The sequence below is a fragment of the Methylosinus sp. sav-2 genome, from assembly GCF_004366495.1.
In the GTDB taxonomy this organism is placed as follows: domain Bacteria; phylum Pseudomonadota; class Alphaproteobacteria; order Rhizobiales; family Beijerinckiaceae; genus Methylosinus.
In genome coordinates this window covers 24399-47126 of the sequence record NZ_SOEJ01000011.1, presented here as the reverse complement: position 1 = coordinate 47126, position 22728 = coordinate 24399, and the positions used below count along the sequence as shown (strand labels likewise).

Genomic DNA, 22728 nt, shown 5'->3' with positions numbered 1-22728 from the left:
GCCTGAGGCTCTGCATCCTGTAGCGCGAGCAACAAACGTGCTGCCACACGGCCTTGTCCCGATTATCAGAGCCCGAGTCCAATGGCGCGCACCCAGGGAGAGTCTGCCGCGCCTCGCGCTCTGAGGTCCCCGACGATGTCCTTCCGAGTCCCTTCCTGCTTCGCGATAAGTATAGCAGCGAGTCGGCTTCGAATTCGTTCATTGATCCGACCATTCAGCTCGATCAGCTGACTCACGACCGAACGCCTGCCCTCTGATGGAAGGAATTCCCAAATCGCGCTCGAGAATAGAACTCGGCTCTCTATGATGCGCGCCTCATGCGGCGCGGTGACTTTCGACATTTGCAGCGCTTCGAGCACGCGCTCGAGCGGCGCGCTGTTCCGCCATTGAAATTTTGCGAGTTCCATCCACGCCATTGCGGAAGTCGGAGCCCTAGCGACGAGATCCAGAATAGCCCTGGAGAAACGATCGTCATCGCCGACATTTGTGAGCGAGACCGCTCTGAGATCGAGCAATCTCGTCGCGACGCCGTCCGTATTTCGGAATGCGGTGAGCTCGGCGAGAAGCTCGTCGTCCACGCTACGAGTCGCGGCTCCGAGTTTTGAATGTGCTTCGACTTTCACGCGACTCTCATAGCGCTCGACGGTCCCCTCCGCCTCGGCAAGAATGACGCCTTGCCGAAGCAGAAGAACCGAAAGGCCGATCGCGCAGATAGAAATCACATCCGAAATATGACGCATGCGGCTCCACTCAATTTTGATAATATTTTTTGTAATAGTGCCCATAGTACTGGCTATATGCGCCATATCGTGGCGCTTGGGTCTCGTCCACGAGGCTCAAGGCCGCGCCTGCCAGCTTATGCTGCTGGATAAAATATTGGACATGTTCGGCGACGGTCTCCCGTGGAGTCGCACGCCAGCGCACCGAAAACACGACCTTGTCGGCAAGACTGGCTAGGACCTTCGCATCGATGACCGGACCCACCGGCGGCGAGTCGATGACGATATAATCGAAAAGATCCCGCAACTTTTCGATGAGCTGACGCATTCGTTCTGAACCCAAGAGGTCCGGTGGGTTCTGCGACTTGGACCCCGCCGGCAGGACCGCGAGCTCATCGAGACGAATGACGGCTTGTTCCAAGGGAACCGCATTCGTCAAGAAATCCACGAGCCCCGGCTTCGCCTCCGCGCCAAAGTGCTTGCTGATAGAAGGATGGCGCAGGTCTCCGTCGATAACCATGACACGCATTCCGGCCTTTACGGCGGACCAGGCGAGCGACTGAGCGAGGGTCGACTTTCCTTCGCTCGGGAAGGAGGAGGTCACGAGGATCACCTTGGCCGGACTGTCGACATCGGCCATTTGTATGCCGACCCTGATGTTTCGGATCGACTCGGCGTAGCGTGACAGCGGCTTGGCGACAACATAGCGAGCGGGCTCCAACACCTTCCCGTCGACCTCTCGGTCCTTGGTGCTGAGCAACGGAAGTGACGCGAGCACCGGCGCTCCGAGCTTTTCCTCAATCTCACGCGACGAGAGGAAACCTGAATTCAGCATATCGAGGGCGACCGCGCCGCCGATCCCGATCAAAAGACCTACAATGCCAGCGAGAGCAAGGACCAGCCCTTTTTTGGGAAAGGAAGGCGCATTCGGCTTTGTCGCCGGAGAAATGACCCTTGCCTCGTTTTCCTCGAAGGTCGACTGTTCTTGGGTGATCTTGGCGCGTGACAGAAAGTTTTCGAACAGCGTCTTATTCGCAGCGTTGATCCGCTCGAGCTCACGCAGCCTCACCCCCACGCCGCCGTCGATCCCCGTCTCTCCCGTGATCTGCTTCAAGCTCACATCGAGCGAGTCCTCCCGGGATTTCGCGACATCGAAATCATTTTTCAGATTTACCAGAATGCGCTGCACTTCCGCGGCGATCGAGCGCTCGATGTCCCGCTTTTCCGCACGAGTATTAATCAGCGAAGGATGTTGAACATCGTAGCGGGCGATGAGATCGGCTTCCTTTCTCGCGACTTCGGCCTGCTGCTTTCGCAACTCGGCGATCACAGTGGAACGAACGACGTCCGGGATGGCCTGTAAATTCCCTCCCTTCTGCATCACTTGGGCCACTTGCTCATATTTGGCGCGCTTCTCGGCGGTTTCGGCGCGCGCCGCGATGAGCTTTCCACTCAGCTCAGACAGCTGCTGCTCGGAGATCGTGACTTTCGCGTCGGCGTTCGTCGCGACGAGATTATGCTCCTTTCGGAAATCAGCGACTGCCTCCTCGGATTGCCTCAATGTTTCGCGCAAGGACTCCATGCGTTCGGCAAGCCAGCTGGAAGCGCGTTTTGCGGCGTCGTAGCGGGCGTCGAGTCGATCGACGACAAAGGCGTCGGCGACGGCGTTGGTCAAGCGGACCGCCTTGGCCGGATCCTCGGAGGTAATCGACACGGAGAGAACAAAGGTCCTGTTCACCCGCTGGACATCTAGCGCTTCACGCAGTCGCTTGATGGAAGCAAGGACATCCGGCGGTATCTCTCCGGCTTGAGACTCGACTTTGCCTGCCGGCTCAGACGACGAAAAAAGCCCCGTCAGGAAACCGAAAAGCCCCAACTTCTGCGACTGCCCAAACTCCTTATCCTGCATAAGCTTCTCCTTCTCGACGACCCTTCGGAGGAGATTAATCGACTGGATGACCGAGACCTGACTATCGACATTGGACGTCTCGAGATTGAGTTCCGGGAGAATCTGCTCCGCGCCGAAGATTTTTTCTTTTCGCGGCTCGAGAAGAATTTGAGCGGTCGCGGTGAAACGGGGGGTGACAATCAGCAACGCGAGAAATGCCAGCGCCATCGCGACGATGGCGGTAGCGACGATCACCTTCCACCGGCGCCAGAAAAAATCCTGCAATTGGCGGAGATCAATGGCGTCACTGTCCCCGCCGTCTGCGCTCACTTGCATCAAAGCCTTGGAAATCTGGCCATGCATGAATGGAATATCCCTTTAGGGCCAACGCACAGGTTTAGATGTTTCAAGTCACTAGCATATGCGTAGCCGTTTGCGAAGCCGCTCGCTGGCGAAACCGCCTCAGCGATCCGTCGCCACCGATCCGCTCCACGATTGTGCGACCCCCGCTCCCAGCAGCGCGACCCAAGTCAGAGCGACTGCTTGCATCTGCACGCTGAAGTCTACGAAGGCGTGGAGCGCCACGATCACTGTGGCGGCGCAGGCGACGAGAGGGGCCGATGCGGCGCGTCGTCTGGCGATCGCTCCGAGAACGCAGCGCACGAACAGCGAGCCTAACCCGAGAAACAACAGAACAGCGACCGGCACGCCCAGGCCTTGCAAGGCTTCCAGATAGCTGTTGTGCGCCATATCCCAGACGCCGAAAGGACCTATCGTGCTATCCCGATACATCGGGAACACTTCCGAGAATGTTCCGTCGCCGAAGCCGAACAAGGGCGCGTCGAGGATAGAACGCCACGTCAATCCGTAGACGGCCAAACGGTCATCCGACGCAAATCCATTGATGGTAAGGCGATCGGCGAGAAAGTCGCCGTAATTGAACAGAGCCACGCCCATAGCGAGGCCGCCGATCAGCAGGCCGAAGCCCGCTCCTATGGCATTCTTGCGTCCGCGGACGCCAGCGAGCACGAGAATCGTCAGCAGGCCGCCAAGGCTCGCCGATACTCCGCCGCGCGACCCCGTCAGGACGAGCGCCGTTCCGATGACCAGAACAACGGCGATCCACAGCGCCCCGCCTGCGACCGTAAGCGCCAAAAGACCGGCGAGGCGCCGCGAGATTGCCGCGGCCTTCCCCTCCCCCCGGGAAATATAGAAGTTCAATAGGATCCCGAGGGCGCTCATCAAGCCGAGCCCCGCATAGGTCGCATAGCTGTTGCGATTCACGAAGGTCGAGGTGAGGGAATCATTGTAGGTGACCTTGTCGAACCACAATATCGTGTTCGGGAAGACGAAAAACGCGACGATTCCATAGGCTGCATAAGCCGCCCCTGCCAGCGCCAAAAACCGCACGAGCGATTGCGCCCGCGCCGAGGAGCGGCAGAGCTGAAGCGCGAGCCAGAAGGCGGCGCAGCAGGTGAGGAAACGTGTCGCCGCGAGAACCGTGGCGTCCCGATTGACCGTGATGCTTCCCGCAATGTCGCGCCCCGAGGCCTCGCGCGCCATTTGCCAGATCGGATTGTGATAGCCGGCCGGGATCCAATGGGCGATCTGGATCAGCGTCCATCCGAAAACGACCAAGCAGGCCATCGCCGGAAACCAGATTCGATAAAACGCGACAGGATGGCGCCGTCCGGAAATAATTCGAACCAGCTCGAATGCGATCACTAGGCCGCCGAACCAGATCGCATTGACGCCCCATGCCAATGAGCGATCGGAACCGAACCAGAAAGGCGCCCAGCCGAGAGCTGCGAGAAAGAGAAAGAAGATAAGGTCGTCCAGCGCCGCCGAGACGCGCGACAGGTGCCGTTCGGATTCTCTCGGAGCCGCGGTTTCTGGCGATGCTTCGTCGCCGTCGCCCTCTTCGGGGGAAGGCGCGACCCAAGGGATTCTCTCGCTTCGAGCCCTGCCCTGCTGGCCAGAAATCTTGTGATCGTGCCGATCCCGCATTTCGCTTCCGACGCGTCGGCTCGATCAAAGAAAAGATCGACCGCAACTAATTGCCGTTCAATTCTATTTGAACGGCAATATCGTAAAGGTCGAGCTGATACAACCTGGATTCGGGCGCGATGCCGACATGAAAAAGCGCTTTTGACTTTTCAGAAATCGGCCGATCGACATACGCTCCTCTCTCACGGAAAAGTCGCGGCGTCGCGAGAGAGGGCGCAACTCCGCGTCTTGCCGAGCCTGGGTCCTCGGCGAATGCCCCGCGCCCTATGCGCAGGCGCGGATGCCGAGGCCGATCGCCTCGCGGCCGGACATTTCCGTGAAGGCCAGGCTGTCCAGAGCCTGATGGCGACGCACCCAGGCTTGGATCGCTGGCGGATAGACGCTCATCATCAGCGTGTTGCCTCCCCAGGAGGTCTCCCCCTCGTTCGTACGCGCCGAATGGAAGCGCAGCGTCGCCTCCGGCGAAACGCAGGCATGGCGCGCGCCGAGCTTCATCGTGCAGGCCGAGGCGCAGTAGCCGTCGATGGCGACGGTCCGCCGCGTCACATTGGCCGAGCGGACCTGCTCATAATAGTCGAGGACATTGCCGCCGCGGTCGTAGCTCGAATAATCGGCGCGCGGCGTATAGCCGCCGGCGAGATCGGCGCGGCGGGAATAGCCGTAGCGGCTCGAGCTGGCAGTCCGGCTCGAATAGCCATTGTCGAAGGAACCGAACAGATCGGAGAAAAGATCGGCCTTGGCGGGCGCCGAAGCGAAGGCGGCGAAGCCGGCCAAGCCGAGGATGGCGGCGCGCTTGGCGATGCGGGGAGCGACGAAGGCGCCGAGCGAAGCGGAGAACATGGGTCTGATCCTCTCTCTAGTCAGATGAGGCGGCCCCATGGAGTGGTGGGGCTCGGCCTCTTCGGTGAGGATCAAATTGACGCAGACGCTCTAACGGCCATTAAGCCGCGGTAATGCAACTCGAGCGGCCTCGGCAAGGAAATAGAAACCATATGCCGGATAGCCCGGGCAACATATTGAATATAATTAGATTATAAGACCATTTACCAAGCGGATGCAGAGAATTATCAACCATCTCGTCCGAAAGATTTTCCGCAAAATCGCGTAATCGAGAGGATTTCGCTCCTGCGGCGACTGCGGAGAACGGCCAGCCGATTGTCTGAATCGGCCGTTTACTATGATCGATCGAAGCGCCTTGACCAGAAGGCGCGGGCTCGAAATGCTTCACAACATTCGCTCGACTGATCGAGCGAGCGGCCGTCGCAGGGAGCGCCAACTCCCGAACGACGGCCTGACCACATTGATCATGGAAGGATCAAACATGGCTATCGACGTCACTATCATGCCGCCGTCTCCGGCGGAATCCCCGCGCGCTGCGAGCGAGCGCGCGCCCTCCCCTAGCCCGTTCCAGGCCCGAAAGCGTCGCGCTGGCTGATCGCCTGCGCCTGCCATCCGAACCTGACCATCGACGCCGATTGTCGCTGGCGCTTGGCGCCGCCTCGGCGAGCTACGGGAGTTTTTGCTTTGAGTCTCAACATTAAGACACGCCTCCGCCCGGTTGAGCCGGCTCCGGAAGTCTTCAAGTTCAAAATCGTCGGCTTTGGAAATGATGGCCCCACGGCCATTATGTGCGATCGATCCGACGTGTCGACGCTCTGCCGCAGGCTGCCGCTGCGGACGCCAGCGTTCTACATGCTCATTGGTTCGCATGCGACGACGCCCATTTTGCGACCGGGCGAAACCTGTGACGTCGAAGGACGCATGCGCACGCATCTCCACGACGCCCATCTTCACTGGTTCGATCGAGCGCTGATCGTCTATGGCCCGGCGATCGACAAGTCACGCGCGCTTGCACTGCAATATTTCGCGCATGAACGCTTATTGAAGCTCGGACGCTGTCGGCTGGGTTCCGGCGCCGACGCCGAGTCGCCGGCGCGCTCCGCGCTGACGAAATCCCGCCCCCTCTATGAGCAAATGCGCCTGCTGGTCGGCGCGCTCGGCGAGGATTGGTTCGAGGATCATGACGTCGCAACTCGCGAGGAAGACGATCCGCTGGCGCCCTATGAAGTGCCCGATGACGCCGAACGCGTCGCCGTCTTCGAGAAAGGCGCCTACCGAGCGGCGGCCGCCCTCGTCGACGGCGATTGGGTTCTGCTCGCGGGCTCGGAAATCCGCGACAGGACGCAACCGTCGGCGCGACGCTCCGACATCACGACCCGGGTGAAGCTCCTCCGCTCCGGCTTGCTGAAGCCGTCTCCCGATCATCCGGGCGCGATGGTGCTGCTCTGCGACCTGCGCGTGACCTCGCTCGACGCGGCGGGCAAATTCATCGTCGGCAATAGATCGTCGCTCACGCGCTTCTGGCGCGATGTGGGTGAAGAGTCTCCGCGCCGCCTCCCCCTGTTCTGACGCAGCGCGCGGGCGTCCGCCGCTATCGACGCCCGCGCTCCCCCTTCCCTCGCGAGACCCGCGCGCCTGCAAATGGCGCGAACGAAGGAATTTTGCCATGAGCAGGAAGAAGCTCGCCGCCGCGCTCCGATCGACGTCGATCGACGACGACGGTTCCTATGATGCGCAAAGCGATCGTTTCGGAAATCTGTTGGATGGCCGGCCGTCGACTGCGGATGAGCTGGCGAAAGCCTGCCTCGACGCGGCTCTGACGCCGCGCCTGCGAAAACGCATCCGGCGCGGCGACACATTCACACTCATTATAAAGGCGCCGGGCGCCGATTGGATCGCGCCCCTCGCCGGGGCGGCCAGGCGGCTCATGACGGATGCGGAGATTTTCACCGATGACGGCGGCTCCAAACATTCGAAGCGGCCGCAAACGGCCGGCGCCGACATCGCCGAGGCGCTGTCCGAAGGGCGATGCGCGATCGGCGTCTCGCCGGAGCCGGAGCGATTTCTGCCGGCTACGCTTCTGACCGTCGCCGATGCGCATCTCACCGTCGCGCCGCCGGATGGCGCCGTTCTGCGCCGGGTCTTTCACATCTTGCGCGGCCGCCGGCTGCGTGGGCCAATTCCGCCTGGCGCCGCCGACGGCCTGAGCTTTTCAGAAATCGTCGCCGCATTCCGACCGGATGTCGGCGCCGTGCAATTGCTGGAAAATCTCGCCTGCTTCGCCGCGGCGAAGGCCCGCGCCGGCGCGGCGGAGGATACGCCAAGCTTGGAGGAGCTGCCCGGCTATGATGGACCGGCGCGCGAGTGGGCGCTCAGCCTCGTCGCGGATGTCGCCGCTTGGCGCGCGAAAAAGCTGCCTTGGCGCGCCATCGCCGCTTCCATCGTGCTCAGCGGTCCGCCTGGAACCGGCAAGACGCTGCTCGCGCGGGCCATCGCCAGAACCCTCGATGTCCCCATCGTGTCGACCTCCTGCGGCGCCTGGTTCACGACGCGCGACGGCAATCTCGGCGACGTCATTCAAGCTGCGCAGGCGGACTTCGACGCCGCCCGCGCGCAGCGTCCGACCTTGCTGTTCATCGACGAGCTGGACGGAATTCCCGATCGCCGCAATCTGTCGTCGCGCGGGCGCGACTGGTGGCAGCCGATCGTCAATTTCCTGCTGACGCTCCTCGACGGCGCGGCGACGCCCCGCGAAGGAATTATCGTCATCGGTGCGACCAATCACCCCGAATCTCTCGATCCGGCGCTCATCCGGCCCGGACGCTTCGACCGCATCATCCCGCTGGAGCCGCCGGACGCCGCCGTCCTCGGACACGTGCTGCGCTATCATCTCGGCGCGGCGCTGGCCGACGTCGATCTCGAGACCGTCGCGCGTCTGGCGCCGGGCTCCACTCCCGCCGACGCCGCCGGCTGGGCCAAGGCCGCGACGAGTCGCGCCCGCGCCGCCGGACGGCCACTGAAGATCGACGATCTCGTCGCCGTCGTCGCGCCCGAGGACGACCGGTCGCCAGAGGATCTGCGGATCGCCGCCATCCACGAGGCCGGGCATGTCGTCGCGCATCTGGCCTCTGGGCGCGAAGTCACGCAGGTCTCGCTGATCGCGCGCGGAGAATCTGGCGGACGCACGATTGCGCATGCGCCGACCATCGCGCCGAGGCGGCGGGATATAGACGATATCGCCCTCGCCATGCTGGCCGGGCGCGCCGCCGAGCAGGAACTGTTCGGCGAGGCGTCCGCCGGCGCCGTCGGCGATCTCGCCCAGGCGACGCGGCTACTCGCCGAGGCGCGGGCGCGGCAGGGGCTCGGCGACAGCCTGCTCCACCGCGGCGAGCCGATCGAGACGTTGCTGGCGAGCGACCGCGCGCTTCGCGCCGCCGTCGAGCGGGACCTCGTCCGTATTTATGACCGCGCGCTCGACCTCATTCGCGAGCGGCGCGACGCCGTGCTCGTGATCGCCGACCGATTGCAGGAGAGGCGATGTCTCACCGGAGCGGAAGCGGAGACGGCGCTCTTACGCCCGAATGGCCCGTGAGCATGTCGGCGCCTCGAGAGGTCGACACGGACCGATCGGCCGACTGACGGCGTCCACACTCGAGGCGCGGCGCCGGGCTGCGACACCATCGATCCCCGCCCTATTGCCCTGCCCACAAGAGTGGTCCAAAATGCGCTCATCGCCGGATTTTGGGCGCTGCGAATATCTTGGAATTTCAGGGTTTTCCAGAGTGTGGCCGAGGATCCAGGTTCCTCGGCCGCGCCCCACTGGCCCGGCCCTGCAGAACCCTACTCGAAGGTCACGCTCAACCCGTGGCGCTCGAGTTCTTCCTCTATCGCTTCCAGAATCGACTGCAGCTCGACGATGTCGATGGGGATTTCCTGGTCGGGGGCGTCCCAATGGTCGATATCGTCGAGGCGGATGAAGAAATCCGTGTCCTCCTCGGCGTCTGGGGGCGGCGCGCTATTGGCGATGGTCAGAACATGGCCGCTGGAGAGGACGCGAATCGCGCCTTCCGTCATCTCGATCTGGATCGATTTGCGCCGCGCCATGTCGATGCTCCCGCTTCAGCTCACTCTACGATCAAACCGGCCCGTAGCGCCACCTTTCGCATCAAGGTCGGCAGCCCTTCCTCGGTAAGGCGCGCCAATGGCGTCCAGCGGCCGTTCTCGATATGGGGCGGCGGCGCCGGAAGCGTCGCGGCGAATATGGTCAGCCGCAGCGAAAAATGCGTGAACACATGCTCGACCTCCCCCGGCAGCGCGCGCCAGCGCGCCGCGGCGGGCGCATGGGCGTGAGCGCGGGAGGGGTCGAAATCGACGCGAAAGGGCGTCGAGGGAAATTCGCTCATGCCGCCGAGCAGGCCGCGCGGCGGCCGCGTGCGCAGCAGGGCCGCGCCGCCGCAGGTGAGGACGAAAGCCGCGCCGCGCCGCAGCGGCTTCTCGAGCTTTTGCGCCTTGACCGGGAAACGCTCGGTCTCGCCGCGCCGCGCCGCCTCGCAGGCGGAAGCAAAAGGGCAGAGATCGCAGCGCGGCCCGCGCGGCGTGCAGACCGTCGCGCCGAGATCCATCAGCGCCTGGGTGAAATCGCCGGAGCGTGAGGCGGGAAGCAGCGTCTGCGCCGTCTCGCGCAATTCGCGCTTGGCCTCGCGGATCGGCCTGTCGATGGCGAAGAGCCGGGCGACGACGCGCTCGACATTGCCATCGACGGCGACGCAGGGCGCATCGAAGGCGATGGCCGCCACCGCCGCCGCCGTATAGGGGCCGACGCCCGGCAGCGAGAGAAGATCCTCCTCCTCCCGCGGGAAAACCCCACCGCGCTCGAAAGCCACCTGCTGCGCGCAGGCGTGGAGATTGCGCGCGCGGGCGTAATAGCCGAGGCCGGCCCAGGCTTTCATCACCTCCTCCAGCGGCGCGGCGGCGAGCGCCTCGACGCTCGGCCAACGCACGAGAAAAGCGTGGAAATAGGGTTTGACCGCCTCCACCGTCGTTTGCTGCAGCATGATCTCCGACAGCCAGACGGCGTAAGGGTCGGCCCGCTCGCCGGGCGCGGCGCGCCAGGGCAGATCGCGGCGACGACGGTCGTACCAGGAGAGCAAATCGGACAGCAGCGCACGCGGATCGGGCCGCGGCGGCGATTTTGCGGGCGACCTTGCGGCCGACGACTTGGCGGGGGCTCTCGGCATGGGCTAACCTGTCCATAACGAGATCGGAGCCGATCGCGCAAGGAGAGAGCATGACCGACGCGGCGACCGGGCGCTCGAAATCACGGCGATCCCGCCTCATCGGCGAATTCCTCGACAAGACGCTCGATCCTCTGGCCGCGCGCCAGGGCTTCAGCGAAAGCTCGCTGCTGCTGCGCTGGGAGGCGATCGTCGGCGCACGCGTCGCCGCCATATGCGAGCCAGTGAAGCTGCAATGGCCGCCGCGGGCCAAAAGGCGCCCGGCCGACGAGAACCAAGCTGGCGCCAAAAACCGCCCCGCCGAAAAGAAAGACGAGCCGGCGACTCTGGCGCTGCGCGTCGAGCCGGGCTTCGGCCTCGACATTCAGCATATGAGCGCCGCCATCATCGAGCGCGTGAACACGCATCTCGGCTGGCGCTGCGTCGCCAAGATCACGATGAAGCAGGAGCCGCTCTCGCCCCGCCGCGTCCGGCCGACGAAGCCGCCGGTCGATCTCGCCGCGCGCCGACAGGCGGAAGCAGTGACCGAAGGCGTCGCCGACGAGAGGCTGCGGGCCGCGCTGGTGGCGCTGGGCGAGCGCGCGCTCGCCAAGCCCGCCCGCTGATCATTGGATGATCCAATAAGCATCCGGATCGCCGCGCATATGCACCTTCACCAGCCGGCTGAAGGGCGGGACCACCTCGACGATGATATCGCCGCCGAGCACGCGGCAATCCTTGCTCTTCAAGCCACGGCGGATGATCTCCCGCGCCGCCTCCAAATCATATTGCTCGGCGAGCTCGATGACGCGCTGCATATCCGCGCGCTCCTTGCAGCCGGCATAGCCCGGAAAGCCTTCATAGATGACGGCGACCTCGATGGCCGCCGCGGGCGCGAGCAGGAAAGGCGCGAGCGCCGCGCCGAGAATGAAAGAGAGCTTCATATTCGTCTCCGCTGAAAAGAAAGGCTCGCCGTCAGGGGACGCGCACGCTTTTAAAAAAGACGATTGGAAATCGATCATCGACGCCAGGGCGAATCACTGCGCGCCATGGTCGCCCATTCGGCGGCAAAATTCCGCTGTGGATTTATCGAAATCGCTCGACCGCGTAGGGCGCCGGATCGGTGAAGGGCGTCTCCCCGGTCATCATCTCGGCGAGCAGCCTGCCGCTCACCGGGCCGAGCGTGAAGCCATGATGCTGATGGCCGAAATCGAACCAGAGGCCCTGATGGCGGGGCGCCTTGCCGATGATCGGCAGCATGTCCGGGAAGCAGGGGCGGCAGCCCATCCAGGGCTTGGGGTCGAGCCGCTCGCCGAGCGGGAACAGCGTGCGGGCGAGAAGCTCGTCCTTATCCACCTGCACCGGCGTGGGCTTGGCGTCGCGGCGGGCGAATTCGGCGCCGGTGGTGAGGCGCACGCCGCGCGTCATCGGCGCCAGCACATAGCCATTGTCGGCGTCGAGAACCGGATGGAAGAGCCGCGCGCCCTCCTTGGTTCCGTAATGCATGTGATAGCCGCGCTTGACCGCGAAGGGCAGATCATAGCCCAGCGGACGGAAAATCTGGTCCGACCAGGGGCCGAGCGCGACGACGATGTCGCGGACGATCAGCGCGCCGTCATGCGTGGGCGCGCTCCAATGTCCGTCGCGCGTCTGCTCGAGCGCGCGCACATCGCCGGCGAGGAAACGCCCGCCGCGGCGCTGGAACAGCGCGGCATAGGCCTGCGCGACGGCGCAAGGGTCCGCGACCGAGGCCGTGTCGCGAAAATGCACGGCGCCGACGACGGGCGCTATGTCGGGCTCCAGCGCCGATAGGCCGGCCGCGTCCAGCTCCTCGACGCGCAGCGAAAAATCGCGCAGCCGCGCGGCGTCGACGAGCCCTTTGGCGAGGCTCTTCTCGCTGCGATAGAGCTTGATCCATCCGGTGCGGCGCACGATGTCGCCGGCGCCCGAAAGCTGGATCAGCGCGTCATGTTCCTCGAGACAGCGCTCGACCAGCGGCAGCGCGTCCAGAGCGTGGCGCTTGGCGCGCTCCGGCGAGCTTTCGCGGAAATAGCGCCACAGCCAGGGCGCGACGCTCGGCAGGGCCGAGAAATGATAATGCGCCTGCGGCGAGAGATTGAGCGCATAGCGCAACAGATCGCCGAAGTCCCGCGGGAAGAGATAAGGGAAGATGGAGGCGCGCTCGATGAGCCCGGCGTTGCCGAAGCTGGTCTCGAGCCCGGCCGCGCCATGCCGGTCGACAAGAACGACGTCTCGCCCCCGCGCCTGCAGATGCAGGGCGGCCGAGACTCCGACCATTCCCGCGCCCAGCACGGCGACATCGGCGGTCTGCTGCATAAGGTCCTCCGGGCGAACATATTCTAAAAGCGGAATATGGCGGCGCGGGCGGGCGAACGCCAGCGCAGGCGTTGGCTCATCCGCAGCAATATTTCGGCCAGAAAGGGTGTCTCGTATTCCGGCGGCGCGACCGGCGAAGGCCGCTCAAATGACCTCGATGAGGCTTTCGCCTCGCTCCAGCGCCGCCAAAATCTCGGGAAGCATCGTCTCGAACCAGGCCAGAAGCTCGCGCTTCCGCGTATTCGGAACGCGCACCCAGACGATTGGCGGACCGCCCCCCTCGAGCGCTTTCCGCTGCGCAAAATCCTCGTCTTTGGAGATAACGACGGCGGAGATAACGGCCCACTGCCGCACGGGCATAGCTCCAGATCGAACTGTCGCTGGCGTCGCCGAGACCGACGTCCCCGACGTGCTCGGCGTCATGTCCCGCCGCGGAGAGCCAGCGCGCGAGCGCTGGCGGCAGTTGCGCATCGACGAGAAAGCGCATCAGGCGACGCGCAAGATCGGATGATCGCTCTGGCGCGCGGCGAATTCGAGGACCGCGGCGATATCCGACGCCTCGAGCAGCGGATAATCCTCGAGAATCTCCTCATTCGAGGCCCCCGCCGCGAGAAGGTCGAGAACGTCTTTGACGCGAATGCGCAGCGAGCGGATACAAGGGCGTCCGCCGCATTGCTGCGGGTCGACAGTGATGCGCTCGAGCTGGCTCATTTCGACCTCCGGTTCCCTTTCAATATATCGCGAGGTTCGCTCGGGGTCACCCAGGCCTTCGTCTGGAACGCCAGCCTCCGCATCGCGCCTTGCTGTCTTTAGGACCTATTCACCACGAACACAGGAAGCGGAGCCGGGCCGCCCCCTTCACTCTGCTCACGGAAGGGCCTAAACGATCCTCTTCCCGCAGACCCGGCTGCGCCGAGACTTTTCCAAAGGACGCCCGAGCCCATGATCCCCCGCTATTCCCGCCCCGAGATGACGAAGATTTGGGAGCCGCAGACGCGCTTTCGCATCTGGTTCGAGATCGAGGCCTATGCCTGCGACGCGCTCGCCGAAATCGGCGTCATCCCCAAGGAGAGCGCCAAGGCGATCTGGGACAAGGCGGATTTCGTCACTTTCGACGTCGCCCGCATCGACGAGATCGAGCGCGTGACCAAGCATGACGTCATCGCCTTTTTGACCCATCTCGGCGAGTTCATCGGCCCGGATTCGCGCTTCGTGCATCAGGGCATGACCAGCTCCGACGTGCTCGACACCTGCCTCGCCGTGCAATTGGCGCGCGCCGCCGATCTCTTGATCGCCGATGTCGATGGATTGCTCGCCGCGATAAAGCGCCGCGCGCTGGAGCATAAATATACGCCGACGATCGGCCGCTCGCATGGCATTCACGCCGAGCCGACAACCTTCGGCCTGAAGCTCGCGCAGGCTTACGCCGAATTCACCCGCGCCCGCGAGCGGCTCGTCGCCGCGCGCAAGGAGGTCGCGACCTGCGCCATCTCCGGCGCCGTCGGCACTTTCGCCAATGTCGATCCGCGCGTCGAGGAGCATGTCGCCAAGCAGCTCGGCCTCGCGGTGGAGCCCGTCTCCACGCAGGTCATTCCGCGCGACCGTCACGCCGCCTTTTTCGCGACGCTCGGCGTCGTGGCGTCATCGGTGGAGCGGCTGGCGATCGAGATCCGCCATTTGCAACGCACAGAGGTGCTGGAGGCGGAGGAATATTTCTCGGCCGGGCAGAAGGGCTCTTCCGCCATGCCGCATAAGCGCAATCCGGTGCTCACTGAAAATCTCACCGGCCTCGCGCGTCTGGTGCGCGGCATGGTGACGCCGGCGCTGGAGAATGTCGCGCTGTGGCATGAGCGCGACATCTCGCACTCTTCCGTCGAGCGCAATATCGGCCCCGATGCGACAGTGACGCTCGACTTCGCGCTCTCGCGTCTGACCAGCGTCATCGATCAGCTCATGATCTATCCCGAAAATATGCAGAAGAATCTCGACCGCCTCGGCGGGCTCGTGCATTCGCAGCGCGTGCTGCTGGCGCTGACGCAAAAGGGCGTCTCACGCGAGGACGCTTATTCGCTGGTGCAGCGCAACGCCATGCCGGTGTGGCGCGGCGAAGGCGAGTTCCGCAAGCTGCTCGGCGCCGACGCCGAGGTGAGCGCGAAGCTCTCGCCCGCGGAGCTCGATGAATTGTTCGATCTCGCCTATCACTTCAAGCATGTCGACACGATCTTCGATCGCGTCTTCGGCAAGGCGTGACGCTGCTCGCGGACGCTCGCTCCGCATAACCCGACAATCACCTCGCGTCATCGCGAGCGGAGCGAAGCGATCCAGAGCCATGGGGGCGGCTCCTGGATTGCTTCGTCGCTACGCTCCTCGCAATGACGGCGAACCGATCGTCCGGAAAAGCCTTCCGGCTCGCGCGCTCCGCCCGACCTACGCTGCGCTCACGCCACCGTCTGCTTGCCATTCTCGTCGAACAGCACCTCGGTCTCGTCCTCGCCCATCAGAATGAGCGCGCGGGCGAGACCGCCCTCGGCGCGATATTCGTAAGCGTGGCGCAGCTCCACCTCGCCATAGACCATCTTCTCGCACAGAAGCAGACGCTCGGCCTCGTCATAGCGGGCGCGAAAGAATGTGTTGCGATTGTTGAGGTCGTTCGGATCGAGCGGCGACGTCAATTTGAGCGGAAGGCTCACGCCGCTATAGGTAAGGAAATAGTAATAACCGTCACTGTCCGCTTGCATGCGTTTCTCTCCCGTCGGACCGGCATTGGCGCTCCCGCCGGCCTTGTCGGAGCGATTGCGTAGCGCGCCCGGCGAAAAAAGAAAACCGCCTCGCTGCGACCAATTCTGCGCTTGACGAAATTCAGAATCGAGATCACCATTTCATCATCGCGTCACAGGGGGCCGCGGGAAACGGCGACGAGCCGAGAACCGAGGCGAACCGATCGAGCGGGACCTCGAGGGATGAGAACGCGATGGGCGGGCCGGCGTGGCAACGCACGCAGGCCTCGAGTCGAGCGATACATGCGAGAGGAGCATGACGCCACCGGGTCACACCGTTTGACCTCAGCCGAGGTCGATGGCGCAGCGAAGAAATCGAGCGCAGGTTTCCTCGGGCGCCGACATTCGTGACATCCCGACGGGCGGCGAAACGCGAAGGCCAAGCGCGACGCCTCCCAATCTTCCGAATCTGGAGCTTTCCGGAGATTTCGCATTCTGCGAAACAAGCGGCCCCGCCAGCCTCAGCGCTGCGGGGCCATCTCATGTCTTCCCCCTCCCGCCGAAATCATTTGTAATTCCTCCCGCCGAAATCATTTGTAATTCGTCCGCATTTTCGCTAGCGCCTGCCTGCGGCGCAGCGTCGCGGAGGCGTCGATTTGAAAATCGTCATCGTCGATGAGAGTCCGGTGCGGGCTGCGATCCTCGAGGATGGATTGCGCGAGGCCGGCTTCACCAATGTCGAGCGCATCGGCGAAATGCGCAGCCTGCTCGCGCGCATCTATGCGATCGACCCGGACGTCATCCTCATCGATCTCGAAAATCCGAGCCGCGACATATTGGAGCAGATGTTCCAAGTGAGCCGCGCCGTGCGCCGGCCCGTGGCCATGTTCGTCGATCAAAGCGACGCCGCTTCCATTCAGGCTTCTGTCGACGCCGGCGTCTCCGCCTATATCGTCGATGGGCTGAAGAAAGAGCGCATCAAATCCATTCTCGATCTCTGCGTGTCGCGCTTCAACGCCTTCTCACGCCTGCAGGACGAATTGGCGCGCGCCAAATCGGAGATAGAGGAGCGCAAGACCATCGACCGCGCCAAAGGCCTGCTGATGAAGGCGAAGAAGCTCAGCGAAGAGGACGCCTATCGGCTGATGCGCAGCACGGCCATGCGCGAGAAGAAGAAGATTTTCGAGATCGCCCAGGCGATCATCACCGCCTCGGAGCTGTTCAAATGACCGCGGAGCGCGAACATTTACGCATCGGCTTCATTCCGCTCGCGGACGCCGCCTCGCTCTTCGTCGCCGTGGACAAGGGCTTCGCCGCGCAGGAAGGGCTCGATGTCGAGCTCGTCCAGGAAGTCTCCTGGTCCAATGTGCGCGACAAGCTCAATATCGGCATGTTCGACGCCGCGCATCTTCTGGCGCCCATCGCCGTCGCCTCCAGCCTCGGCGTCGGCCATGTGAAAACGCCGATCGTCGCACCCTATAATCTCGCCATGAATGGCAACGCCATCACCGTCTCTCCCACGCTGCATGAGGCGATGCGGGCGCGTCTCGACGGCGATGCGCTCGATCCGCTGGCCACGGCGCGCGCGCTCGCGCGCGTCGTCGCCGATCGCAAGGCCGCGCAGGCGGAGCCGCTGACCTTCGGCATGACCTTCCCCTTCTCCGGTCATAATTATCAATTGCGCTATTGGATGGCGGCCGGCGGCGTCGATCCCGACGAGGATGTGCGCCTCGTGGTGCTGCCGCCGCCCTATATGGTCGGCAGCCTCGCGCAAGGACATGTCGACGGCTTTTGCGTCGGCGCGCCGTGGAATTCGGTCGCCGTCGATCTCGGCGTCGGACATATTCTGCATTTTTCGGTCGAGCTGTTCTCGCGCTGCGCGGAAAAATCGCTCGCCATGCGCGAGCATTTCGCGCTGGAGCACCCCAATGTCGTCGCCGCTTTGCTGCGCGCCCTGCATCGCGCCGCGCGCTTCGTCGCCGAGGCCGATCCGCATGAGATCGCCGCTCTGCTCGCGCGGCCGGACCGCGTCGGCGTCGATGCGCAAGTGATATTGCGGACGCTGCAGGGCCGTCTCAAAGTGACGCCGGACGGCGCGACGCGCGAGAATGCGCGCTATCTCCTGCTCGGCCAGGAGGGCGCCGAGCGGCCCGACCCGACACAGGCCGCATGGCTCTATGCGCAAATGGCCCGCTGGGGACAGGCGCCTGTTTCACCCGCGCATCTCGACGCGGCGAAAAACGTATTTCGCGCCGATCTCTTCGACGCCGCGCTGCCCTCCGCCACTGCGCCGCCGCCGCCAACCGGCGATGCGATCGGCGCCTTCTCGGGGCCTGTCTTCGACGATCGCGACATCGGCGCCTATCTGTCGGCCTTCCCGATCCGCCGCGCATAGCCTGTTTTTTGTCGATATGGCGCCCGCACATTGTGCAAGGCGCCGGCTGGCGCATCGCCCCGCGCCGACGCGGCTTTCTTATAGCTCATTGATTCTCATCGGCTAGCGACACTTTCGCTGTTTGGCGCGCCGCTTGCACATAGGGTCATGACGATGCGCCCCGCGCATCACTCTCAGTCCAACGACGGACGAACCAGCAACGCCGCTGTCCCGAGGAGATCGCGCCACATGCGCGCTCCTTCCGGGAAGCGGCTTTTTTGCGTTTCGCGCCGTCGACAGGAAGACGGCGCCGACTCGCCCTAACCGATGCGCTTTCGAAGCGCAAAGAGGACGACGGTGACCATGACAGACGAAGCAAGCGAAGCGAAGACACTGTCGCCGATGGCGTTCGATCGTCGCGCGCTGCTGCGCGGCGCGGCCGGCGCCGCCGCGAGTTTCGCCGCGATACGCGCGGCTTTTCCCGGCGGCGCCTTCGCGCAAGGCGCGGGACCCGAAACGACGAAAGCGATCCTCGGCTATATCGCGCTGGTCGACGCCGCGCCGCTGATCATCGCGAAGGAAAAAGGCCTTTTCGCCAAGCATGGAATGCCCGACGTCGAAGTGACGAAGCAAGCGTCCTGGGGCGCGACGCGCGACAATCTCGTGCTCGGCGGCGCCGCCAATGGCATAGACGGCGCGCATATTCTGACGCCCATGCCCTATCTCATCTCGACCGGCAGAGTGACGCAGAACAATATGCCGACGCCGATGTACATACTCGCGCGCCTCAATCTCGACGCACAGGGCATTTCCGTCGCCAATGAATATAAGGATCTGAAGATCACGACCAACGCCTCCGCGCTGCGCGAGGCCTTCGCCAAGAAGAAAGCCGAAGGCAAGGAGGTGAAGGTCGCCATGACCTTCCCCGGCGGCACGCATGATTTGTGGCTGCGCTATTGGCTCGCCGCCGCCGGCATCGATCCCGACAAGGATGTCTCGACCATCGTCGTGCCGCCCCCGCAAATGGTGGCGAATATGAAGGTCGGCAATATGGACGCCTTTTGCGTCGGCGAGCCATGGAACGAGCAGCTCGCCAATCAAGGCATCGGCTACACCGCCTGCGCGACCGGCGAGATCTGGTCGAAGCATCCTGAAAAAGCGCTCGGCCTGCGCGCCGATTGGGTCGACAAAAATCCACGCGCCGCACGCGCGCTCACCGCCGCTGTGCTGGAAGCGCAGCAATGGTGCGACAAGATGGAGAACAAGGCCGAGCTCGCCGAAATCGTCGGCAAGCGCCAATGGTTCAACGTGCCCGTCGCCGACATCGTCGGCCGCTTGAAAGGCGATCTCAATTACGGCAATGGCCGCATCGAGAAGAACACGAAGCAGTTCATGAAATTCTGGCGCGACGCCGCCTCCTATCCCTTCAAGAGTCACGACGCCTGGTTCGTCACCGAGGATATTCGCTGGGGCAAGCTCGAGCCGACGACGAATATCAAAGCGCTCGTCGACAAGGTGAATCGCGAAGACATTTGGCGCGAGGCGGCGAAGTCGATCAATGTCCCGGCGAAGGAGATTCCCGCATCGACGTCGCGCGGCAAGGAGACCTTCTTCGATGGCAAGGTCTTCGATCCGGAAAATCCGCAAACCTATCTGAAGAGCCTATCCATCAAGCGCGCGCAGGTTTGACCGAAGAGGCCGAAATGACGATGCAAATCACCAAGAATGATCTCGTCGATGCGACGACCGGCGACAATCGTTCGATCGACGAGCTCTATGCGCGTCGGCGCATTCCGCTCATCGAAAGACATGGCGCGCGCATTCGCGCCTTATTCGGGGCGATGCTGCCGCCGATCATCGTGCTCGCGATCCTGCTCGGCCTGTGGCAGCTCATCTGCATCAAGCCGAGTTCGTCCTTGCCCTCGCCCGCGCGCATTTGGAGCGAGGCGAATGATCTCATCCTGCATCCCTTCTTCATCGCGGGGCCGCAGGATATCGGCCTCGGCTGGCGCGTGCTCACATCTTTGCAGCGCGTCGCGATCGGCTTCGGACTCGCCAGCGTCGCCGGCGTGCTGCTCGGTGTGATCGTCGGACAATCGCGTTGGGCGATGCGCGGCCTCGATCCGCTGTTCCAGATTCTGCGCACCGTGCCGCCGCTCGCCTGGCTGCCGATCTCGCTCGCCGCCTTTCGCGACAGCTATCCATCCGCGATCTTCGTGATCTTCATCACCTCCATCTGGCCGATCATCATCAACACCGCTGTCGGCGTGCGCAATATTCCGCAGGATTATCGCAATGTCGCCGCCGTGCTGCGGCTCAATCAATTCGAGTTCTTCTGGAAGATCATGATTCCGTCGGCGGCGCCCTACATCTTCACCGGCCTTCGCATCGGCGTCGGCCTCTCCTGGCTCGCCATTGTCGCGGCGGAAATGCTGACCGGCGGCGTCGGCATCGGCTTCTTCATCTGGGACGCCTGGAACTCCTCGCGCCTTTCCGACATTTTCGTCGCCCTCGCCTATATCGGCGTCACCGGCTTCGTGCTCGACCGCATCGTCGCCGCCATCGGCTCCATCGCCACGCGCGGCGCGCAGGCCTCCTAAGAAAGGCGCTTCCATGAGCTATCTTCGCATCGATCATGTCGACAAGATTTTCGCGAGCGGCGCCCGCACGACGAAAGTGCTCGAAGCCGTCGATCTCGCCGTCGAGAAGGGACAATTCGTCACCATCATCGGCCATTCCGGCTGCGGCAAATCCACTCTGCTCAATATCGTCGCCGGCCTCGTGAGCGCCAGCGCCGGCGGCGTCGTGCTGGAGAACCGTCAGGTCGATACGCCCGGGCCGGATCGCGCTGTCGTCTTCCAGAACCATTCGCTGCTGCCCTGGCTCTCCGTCTATGACAATGTGCGTCTCGGCGTCGACAAGGTCTTCGCGGGAAAGAAGAGCCGCGCCGAGCGCCATGATTGGACGATGCGCAATCTCGAGCTCGTCCAGATGACGCACGCCAAGGACAAGCGTCCGAGCGAAATTTCCGGCGGCATGAAGCAGCGCGTCGGCATCGCCCGCGCGCTCGCCATGGAGCCCAAGGTGCTTCTGCTCGACGAGCCTTTCGGCGCGCTCGATGCGCTCACCCGCGCGCATCTGCAAGATCGCGTGATGGAGCTGCATCGCACGCTCGGCAATACGGTGATGATGATCACCCATGATGTCGACGAAGCCGTGCTTCTCTCCGACCGCATCGTGATGATGACCAATGGTCCCCGCGCCACGATCGGCGAGACGCTGGATGTCGCTCTGCCGCGCCCGCGCGATCGCGTCGCTCTTTCCGCCGATCCTCTCTATCTCGAATGCAGGCGCCGCGTGCTGCAATTCCTCTATGAACGTCATCACTATGTCGAAGCGGCGTGAGGCGGACGAAAAATGAGCGAGCCTCTCGTCATCATCGGCAATGGCATGGCCGCTGCGCGCCTCGTCGACGAATTGTCGAAGCGCGCGCTCGGCCGCTACGCCATCGCCGTCATCGGCGAGGAGCCGCGCCTCGCCTATAATCGCGTGCTGCTCTCCTCCGTGCTCGCCGGCGAGGCCGAGATGGCCGAAATAGAGCTGAGGCCCGCGAGCTGGTGGCGCGACCGCGGCGTCACTCTTCTCTACGGCGCCAAGGCGCGCGCCATAGACCTCGCGACGAAGCGCGTGTCGATGACGAATGGCGATAGCATCGGCTTTTCCAAGCTCGTGCTCGCGACCGGCTCGCGCGCGCTGCGTCTGCCGCTGCCCGGCGCACAGCTGCAAGGCGTTCATGTGTTTCGTGACGGCGCCGACGTCGACGCGCTGAAGCGCCTCGCGGCGCAGCGCAAGAAAATCATCGTCATCGGCGGCGGCCTGCTCGGTCTCGAAGCCGCCTATGGCCTCGCCAAAAGCGGCGCCGAGGTCACACTCGCGCATGTCACCGATCGGCTGATGGAGCGGCAGCTGGACAAGGACGCAGCCGAGCTGCTGAAGCTGCTCATCGAGAGCAAGAGAATAGAAGTTCTGCTGGAAGCGCGCACGACAGGCATCATCGGCGATGAGCGCGTCAGCGCGATAGAGCTCGCCGATGGTCGCCAGCTCGCGGCCGACGGCGTCGTCTTCGCCGCCGGAATTGCGCCCAATATGGAGCTGGCGCGCGACGCCGGCGTGAGCGCGCAAAGAGGAATCGTCGTCGACGATCATATGGAAACGAATATCGACGATATTTACGCGCTCGGCGAATGCGCGCAGCACAGAGGCGTCTGTTATGGCCTCGTCGAGCCCGCCTATGAGCAGGCGCGCGTCCTGGCCGCGAGGCTCTGCGGCGAAAGCGACATTTACCAGGGAAGCATCGTCTCCACCAATCTGAAGGTCTCCGGCGTCAATGTCTTTTCCGCCGGCGACTTCATGGGAAACGATGGCGCGGAGACGATCTCCTGGCGCGACTTTGGGCTCGGTCTCTACAAAAAGCTGGTCATCGATGAGGGCCGTCTCACCGGCGCCGTGCTCGTCGGCGACACCAGCGCTGCGCTCTGGTGCCTCGAGCTCATTTGCTCGCGCGTCGATGTAACGCAATGGCGCGATGCGCTGATCTTCGGCCGCGCGCTCTGCGAAAGAAAGGCGGCATGAC

General features: G+C 63.7%; 21 protein-coding genes. 10 read left to right on the top strand and 11 right to left on the bottom strand.

The annotated features are described in order from the left end of the window. Positions 1–65: 65 nt before the first annotated feature. From EDE12_RS16365 to EDE12_RS16350, 4 genes are all read right to left on the bottom strand, one after another. A complete protein-coding gene (locus EDE12_RS16365) occupies positions 66–785 on the bottom strand; it encodes a hypothetical protein (protein WP_134188169.1) in 720 nt (239 codons plus the stop codon). Continuing rightward, positions 751–2970 carry a polysaccharide biosynthesis tyrosine autokinase gene (locus EDE12_RS16360; RefSeq protein WP_026600125.1) on the bottom strand — a complete coding sequence of 740 codons (2220 nt, stop codon included), beginning with the start codon at positions 2968–2970 and terminating at the stop codon, positions 751–753. Before EDE12_RS16360 ends, EDE12_RS16365 begins: the two co-directional genes overlap by 35 nt. Before the next feature lie 99 nt (positions 2971–3069). Continuing rightward, positions 3070–4245 carry an O-antigen ligase family protein gene (locus tag EDE12_RS16355; RefSeq protein WP_166671873.1) on the bottom strand — a complete coding sequence of 392 codons (1176 nt, stop codon included), beginning with the start codon at positions 4243–4245 and terminating at the stop codon, positions 3070–3072. A gap of 633 nt (positions 4246–4878) precedes the next feature. After that, complete coding sequence (locus EDE12_RS16350; protein WP_026600123.1) at positions 4879–5454, bottom strand: hypothetical protein; 576 nt, start codon at positions 5452–5454, stop codon at positions 4879–4881. A gap of 921 nt (positions 5455–6375) precedes the next feature. Between EDE12_RS16350 and EDE12_RS16345 the strand changes: the two genes are divergently transcribed. Together EDE12_RS16345 and EDE12_RS16340 are read left to right on the top strand one after the other, a co-directional pair. Next, the gene (locus EDE12_RS16345; RefSeq protein WP_134188168.1) at positions 6376–7023 is read left to right on the top strand and encodes a hypothetical protein; all 648 of its coding nucleotides are present in this window, start codon (positions 6376–6378) and stop codon (positions 7021–7023) included. 97 nt (positions 7024–7120) lie between these two features. Next, positions 7121–9046 (top strand): AAA family ATPase, encoded by a 1926-nt coding sequence (locus tag EDE12_RS16340; RefSeq protein WP_051592640.1) that lies wholly within the window; start codon positions 7121–7123, stop codon positions 9044–9046. Positions 9047–9294: 248 nt separating this feature from the next. On the opposite strand, the gene EDE12_RS16335 is transcribed toward EDE12_RS16340, so the two are convergent. After that, entirely contained in the window at positions 9295–9558 is a 264-nt protein-coding gene (locus EDE12_RS16335; protein WP_024878638.1) for an Imm74 family immunity protein, read from the bottom strand. Positions 9559–9578: 20 nt separating this feature from the next. After that, the gene (gene mutY / locus EDE12_RS16330) at positions 9579–10691 is read right to left on the bottom strand and encodes an A/G-specific adenine glycosylase (RefSeq protein WP_026600121.1); all 1113 of its coding nucleotides are present in this window, start codon (positions 10689–10691) and stop codon (positions 9579–9581) included. A 50-nt stretch (positions 10692–10741) separates the two neighbouring features. On the opposite strand from mutY, the gene EDE12_RS16325 reads away from it, so the two are divergent. Beyond that, positions 10742–11293, top strand: a complete 552-nt coding sequence (locus EDE12_RS16325) for a DciA family protein (protein ID WP_026600120.1) — start codon at positions 10742–10744, stop codon at positions 11291–11293. Here EDE12_RS16325 and EDE12_RS16320 read toward each other — a convergent pair whose 3' ends face one another. The 4 genes from EDE12_RS16320 to EDE12_RS16305 all read right to left on the bottom strand — a co-directional run bounded on the left by EDE12_RS16320 (position 11294) and on the right by EDE12_RS16305 (position 13715). Next, positions 11294–11611, bottom strand: a complete 318-nt coding sequence (locus EDE12_RS16320; RefSeq protein ID WP_064033814.1) for a hypothetical protein — start codon at positions 11609–11611, stop codon at positions 11294–11296. It abuts the gene before it with no gap. A 142-nt stretch (positions 11612–11753) separates the two neighbouring features. Further along, positions 11754–13004, bottom strand: a complete 1251-nt coding sequence (locus EDE12_RS16315; RefSeq protein WP_026600118.1) for an FAD-dependent oxidoreductase — start codon at positions 13002–13004, stop codon at positions 11754–11756. A gap of 144 nt (positions 13005–13148) precedes the next feature. Further along, complete coding sequence (locus tag EDE12_RS22125; RefSeq protein WP_245267222.1) at positions 13149–13358, bottom strand: DUF5615 family PIN-like protein; 210 nt, start codon at positions 13356–13358, stop codon at positions 13149–13151. Positions 13359–13490: 132 nt separating this feature from the next. Further along, positions 13491–13715 carry a DUF433 domain-containing protein gene (locus tag EDE12_RS16305; RefSeq protein ID WP_024878633.1) on the bottom strand — a complete coding sequence of 75 codons (225 nt, stop codon included), beginning with the start codon at positions 13713–13715 and terminating at the stop codon, positions 13491–13493. Between the two features lie 231 nt (positions 13716–13946). Here EDE12_RS16305 and purB point away from each other — a divergent pair, with 231 nt between their 5' ends. After that, a complete protein-coding gene (gene purB / locus EDE12_RS16300) occupies positions 13947–15254 on the top strand; it encodes an adenylosuccinate lyase (protein ID WP_026600117.1) in 1308 nt (435 codons plus the stop codon). Positions 15255–15442: 188 nt separating this feature from the next. Here the strand turns inward: purB and EDE12_RS16295 are convergent, their stop codons facing one another. Continuing rightward, positions 15443–15742, bottom strand: a complete 300-nt coding sequence (locus tag EDE12_RS16295) for a DUF6156 family protein (RefSeq protein ID WP_024878631.1) — start codon at positions 15740–15742, stop codon at positions 15443–15445. A 635-nt stretch (positions 15743–16377) separates the two neighbouring features. Here EDE12_RS16295 and EDE12_RS16290 point away from each other — a divergent pair. From EDE12_RS16290 to EDE12_RS16265, 6 genes are all read left to right on the top strand, one after another. Then, on the top strand, positions 16378–16950 hold the full coding sequence (locus EDE12_RS16290) for an ANTAR domain-containing protein (RefSeq protein ID WP_024878630.1): 573 nt from the start codon (positions 16378–16380) through the stop codon (positions 16948–16950). Next, positions 16947–18116, top strand: coding sequence for a CmpA/NrtA family ABC transporter substrate-binding protein (locus tag EDE12_RS16285; protein WP_026600116.1), 1170 nt, complete (start codon positions 16947–16949; stop codon positions 18114–18116). Before EDE12_RS16290 ends, EDE12_RS16285 begins: the two co-directional genes overlap by 4 nt. Positions 18117–18458: 342 nt before the next feature. Then, positions 18459–19784 (top strand): CmpA/NrtA family ABC transporter substrate-binding protein, encoded by a 1326-nt coding sequence (locus tag EDE12_RS16280; protein WP_051592639.1) that lies wholly within the window; start codon positions 18459–18461, stop codon positions 19782–19784. Between the two features lie 14 nt (positions 19785–19798). Next, positions 19799–20695 (top strand): nitrate ABC transporter permease, encoded by an 897-nt coding sequence (gene ntrB, locus EDE12_RS16275; RefSeq protein WP_134188167.1) that lies wholly within the window; start codon positions 19799–19801, stop codon positions 20693–20695. A gap of 13 nt (positions 20696–20708) precedes the next feature. Continuing rightward, a complete protein-coding gene (locus EDE12_RS16270) occupies positions 20709–21500 on the top strand; it encodes an ABC transporter ATP-binding protein (RefSeq protein ID WP_026600114.1) in 792 nt (263 codons plus the stop codon). Between the two features lie 12 nt (positions 21501–21512). Beyond that, on the top strand, positions 21513–22727 hold the full coding sequence (locus EDE12_RS16265) for an FAD-dependent oxidoreductase (RefSeq protein ID WP_051592638.1): 1215 nt from the start codon (positions 21513–21515) through the stop codon (positions 22725–22727). Position 22728 lies beyond the last annotated feature (1 nt).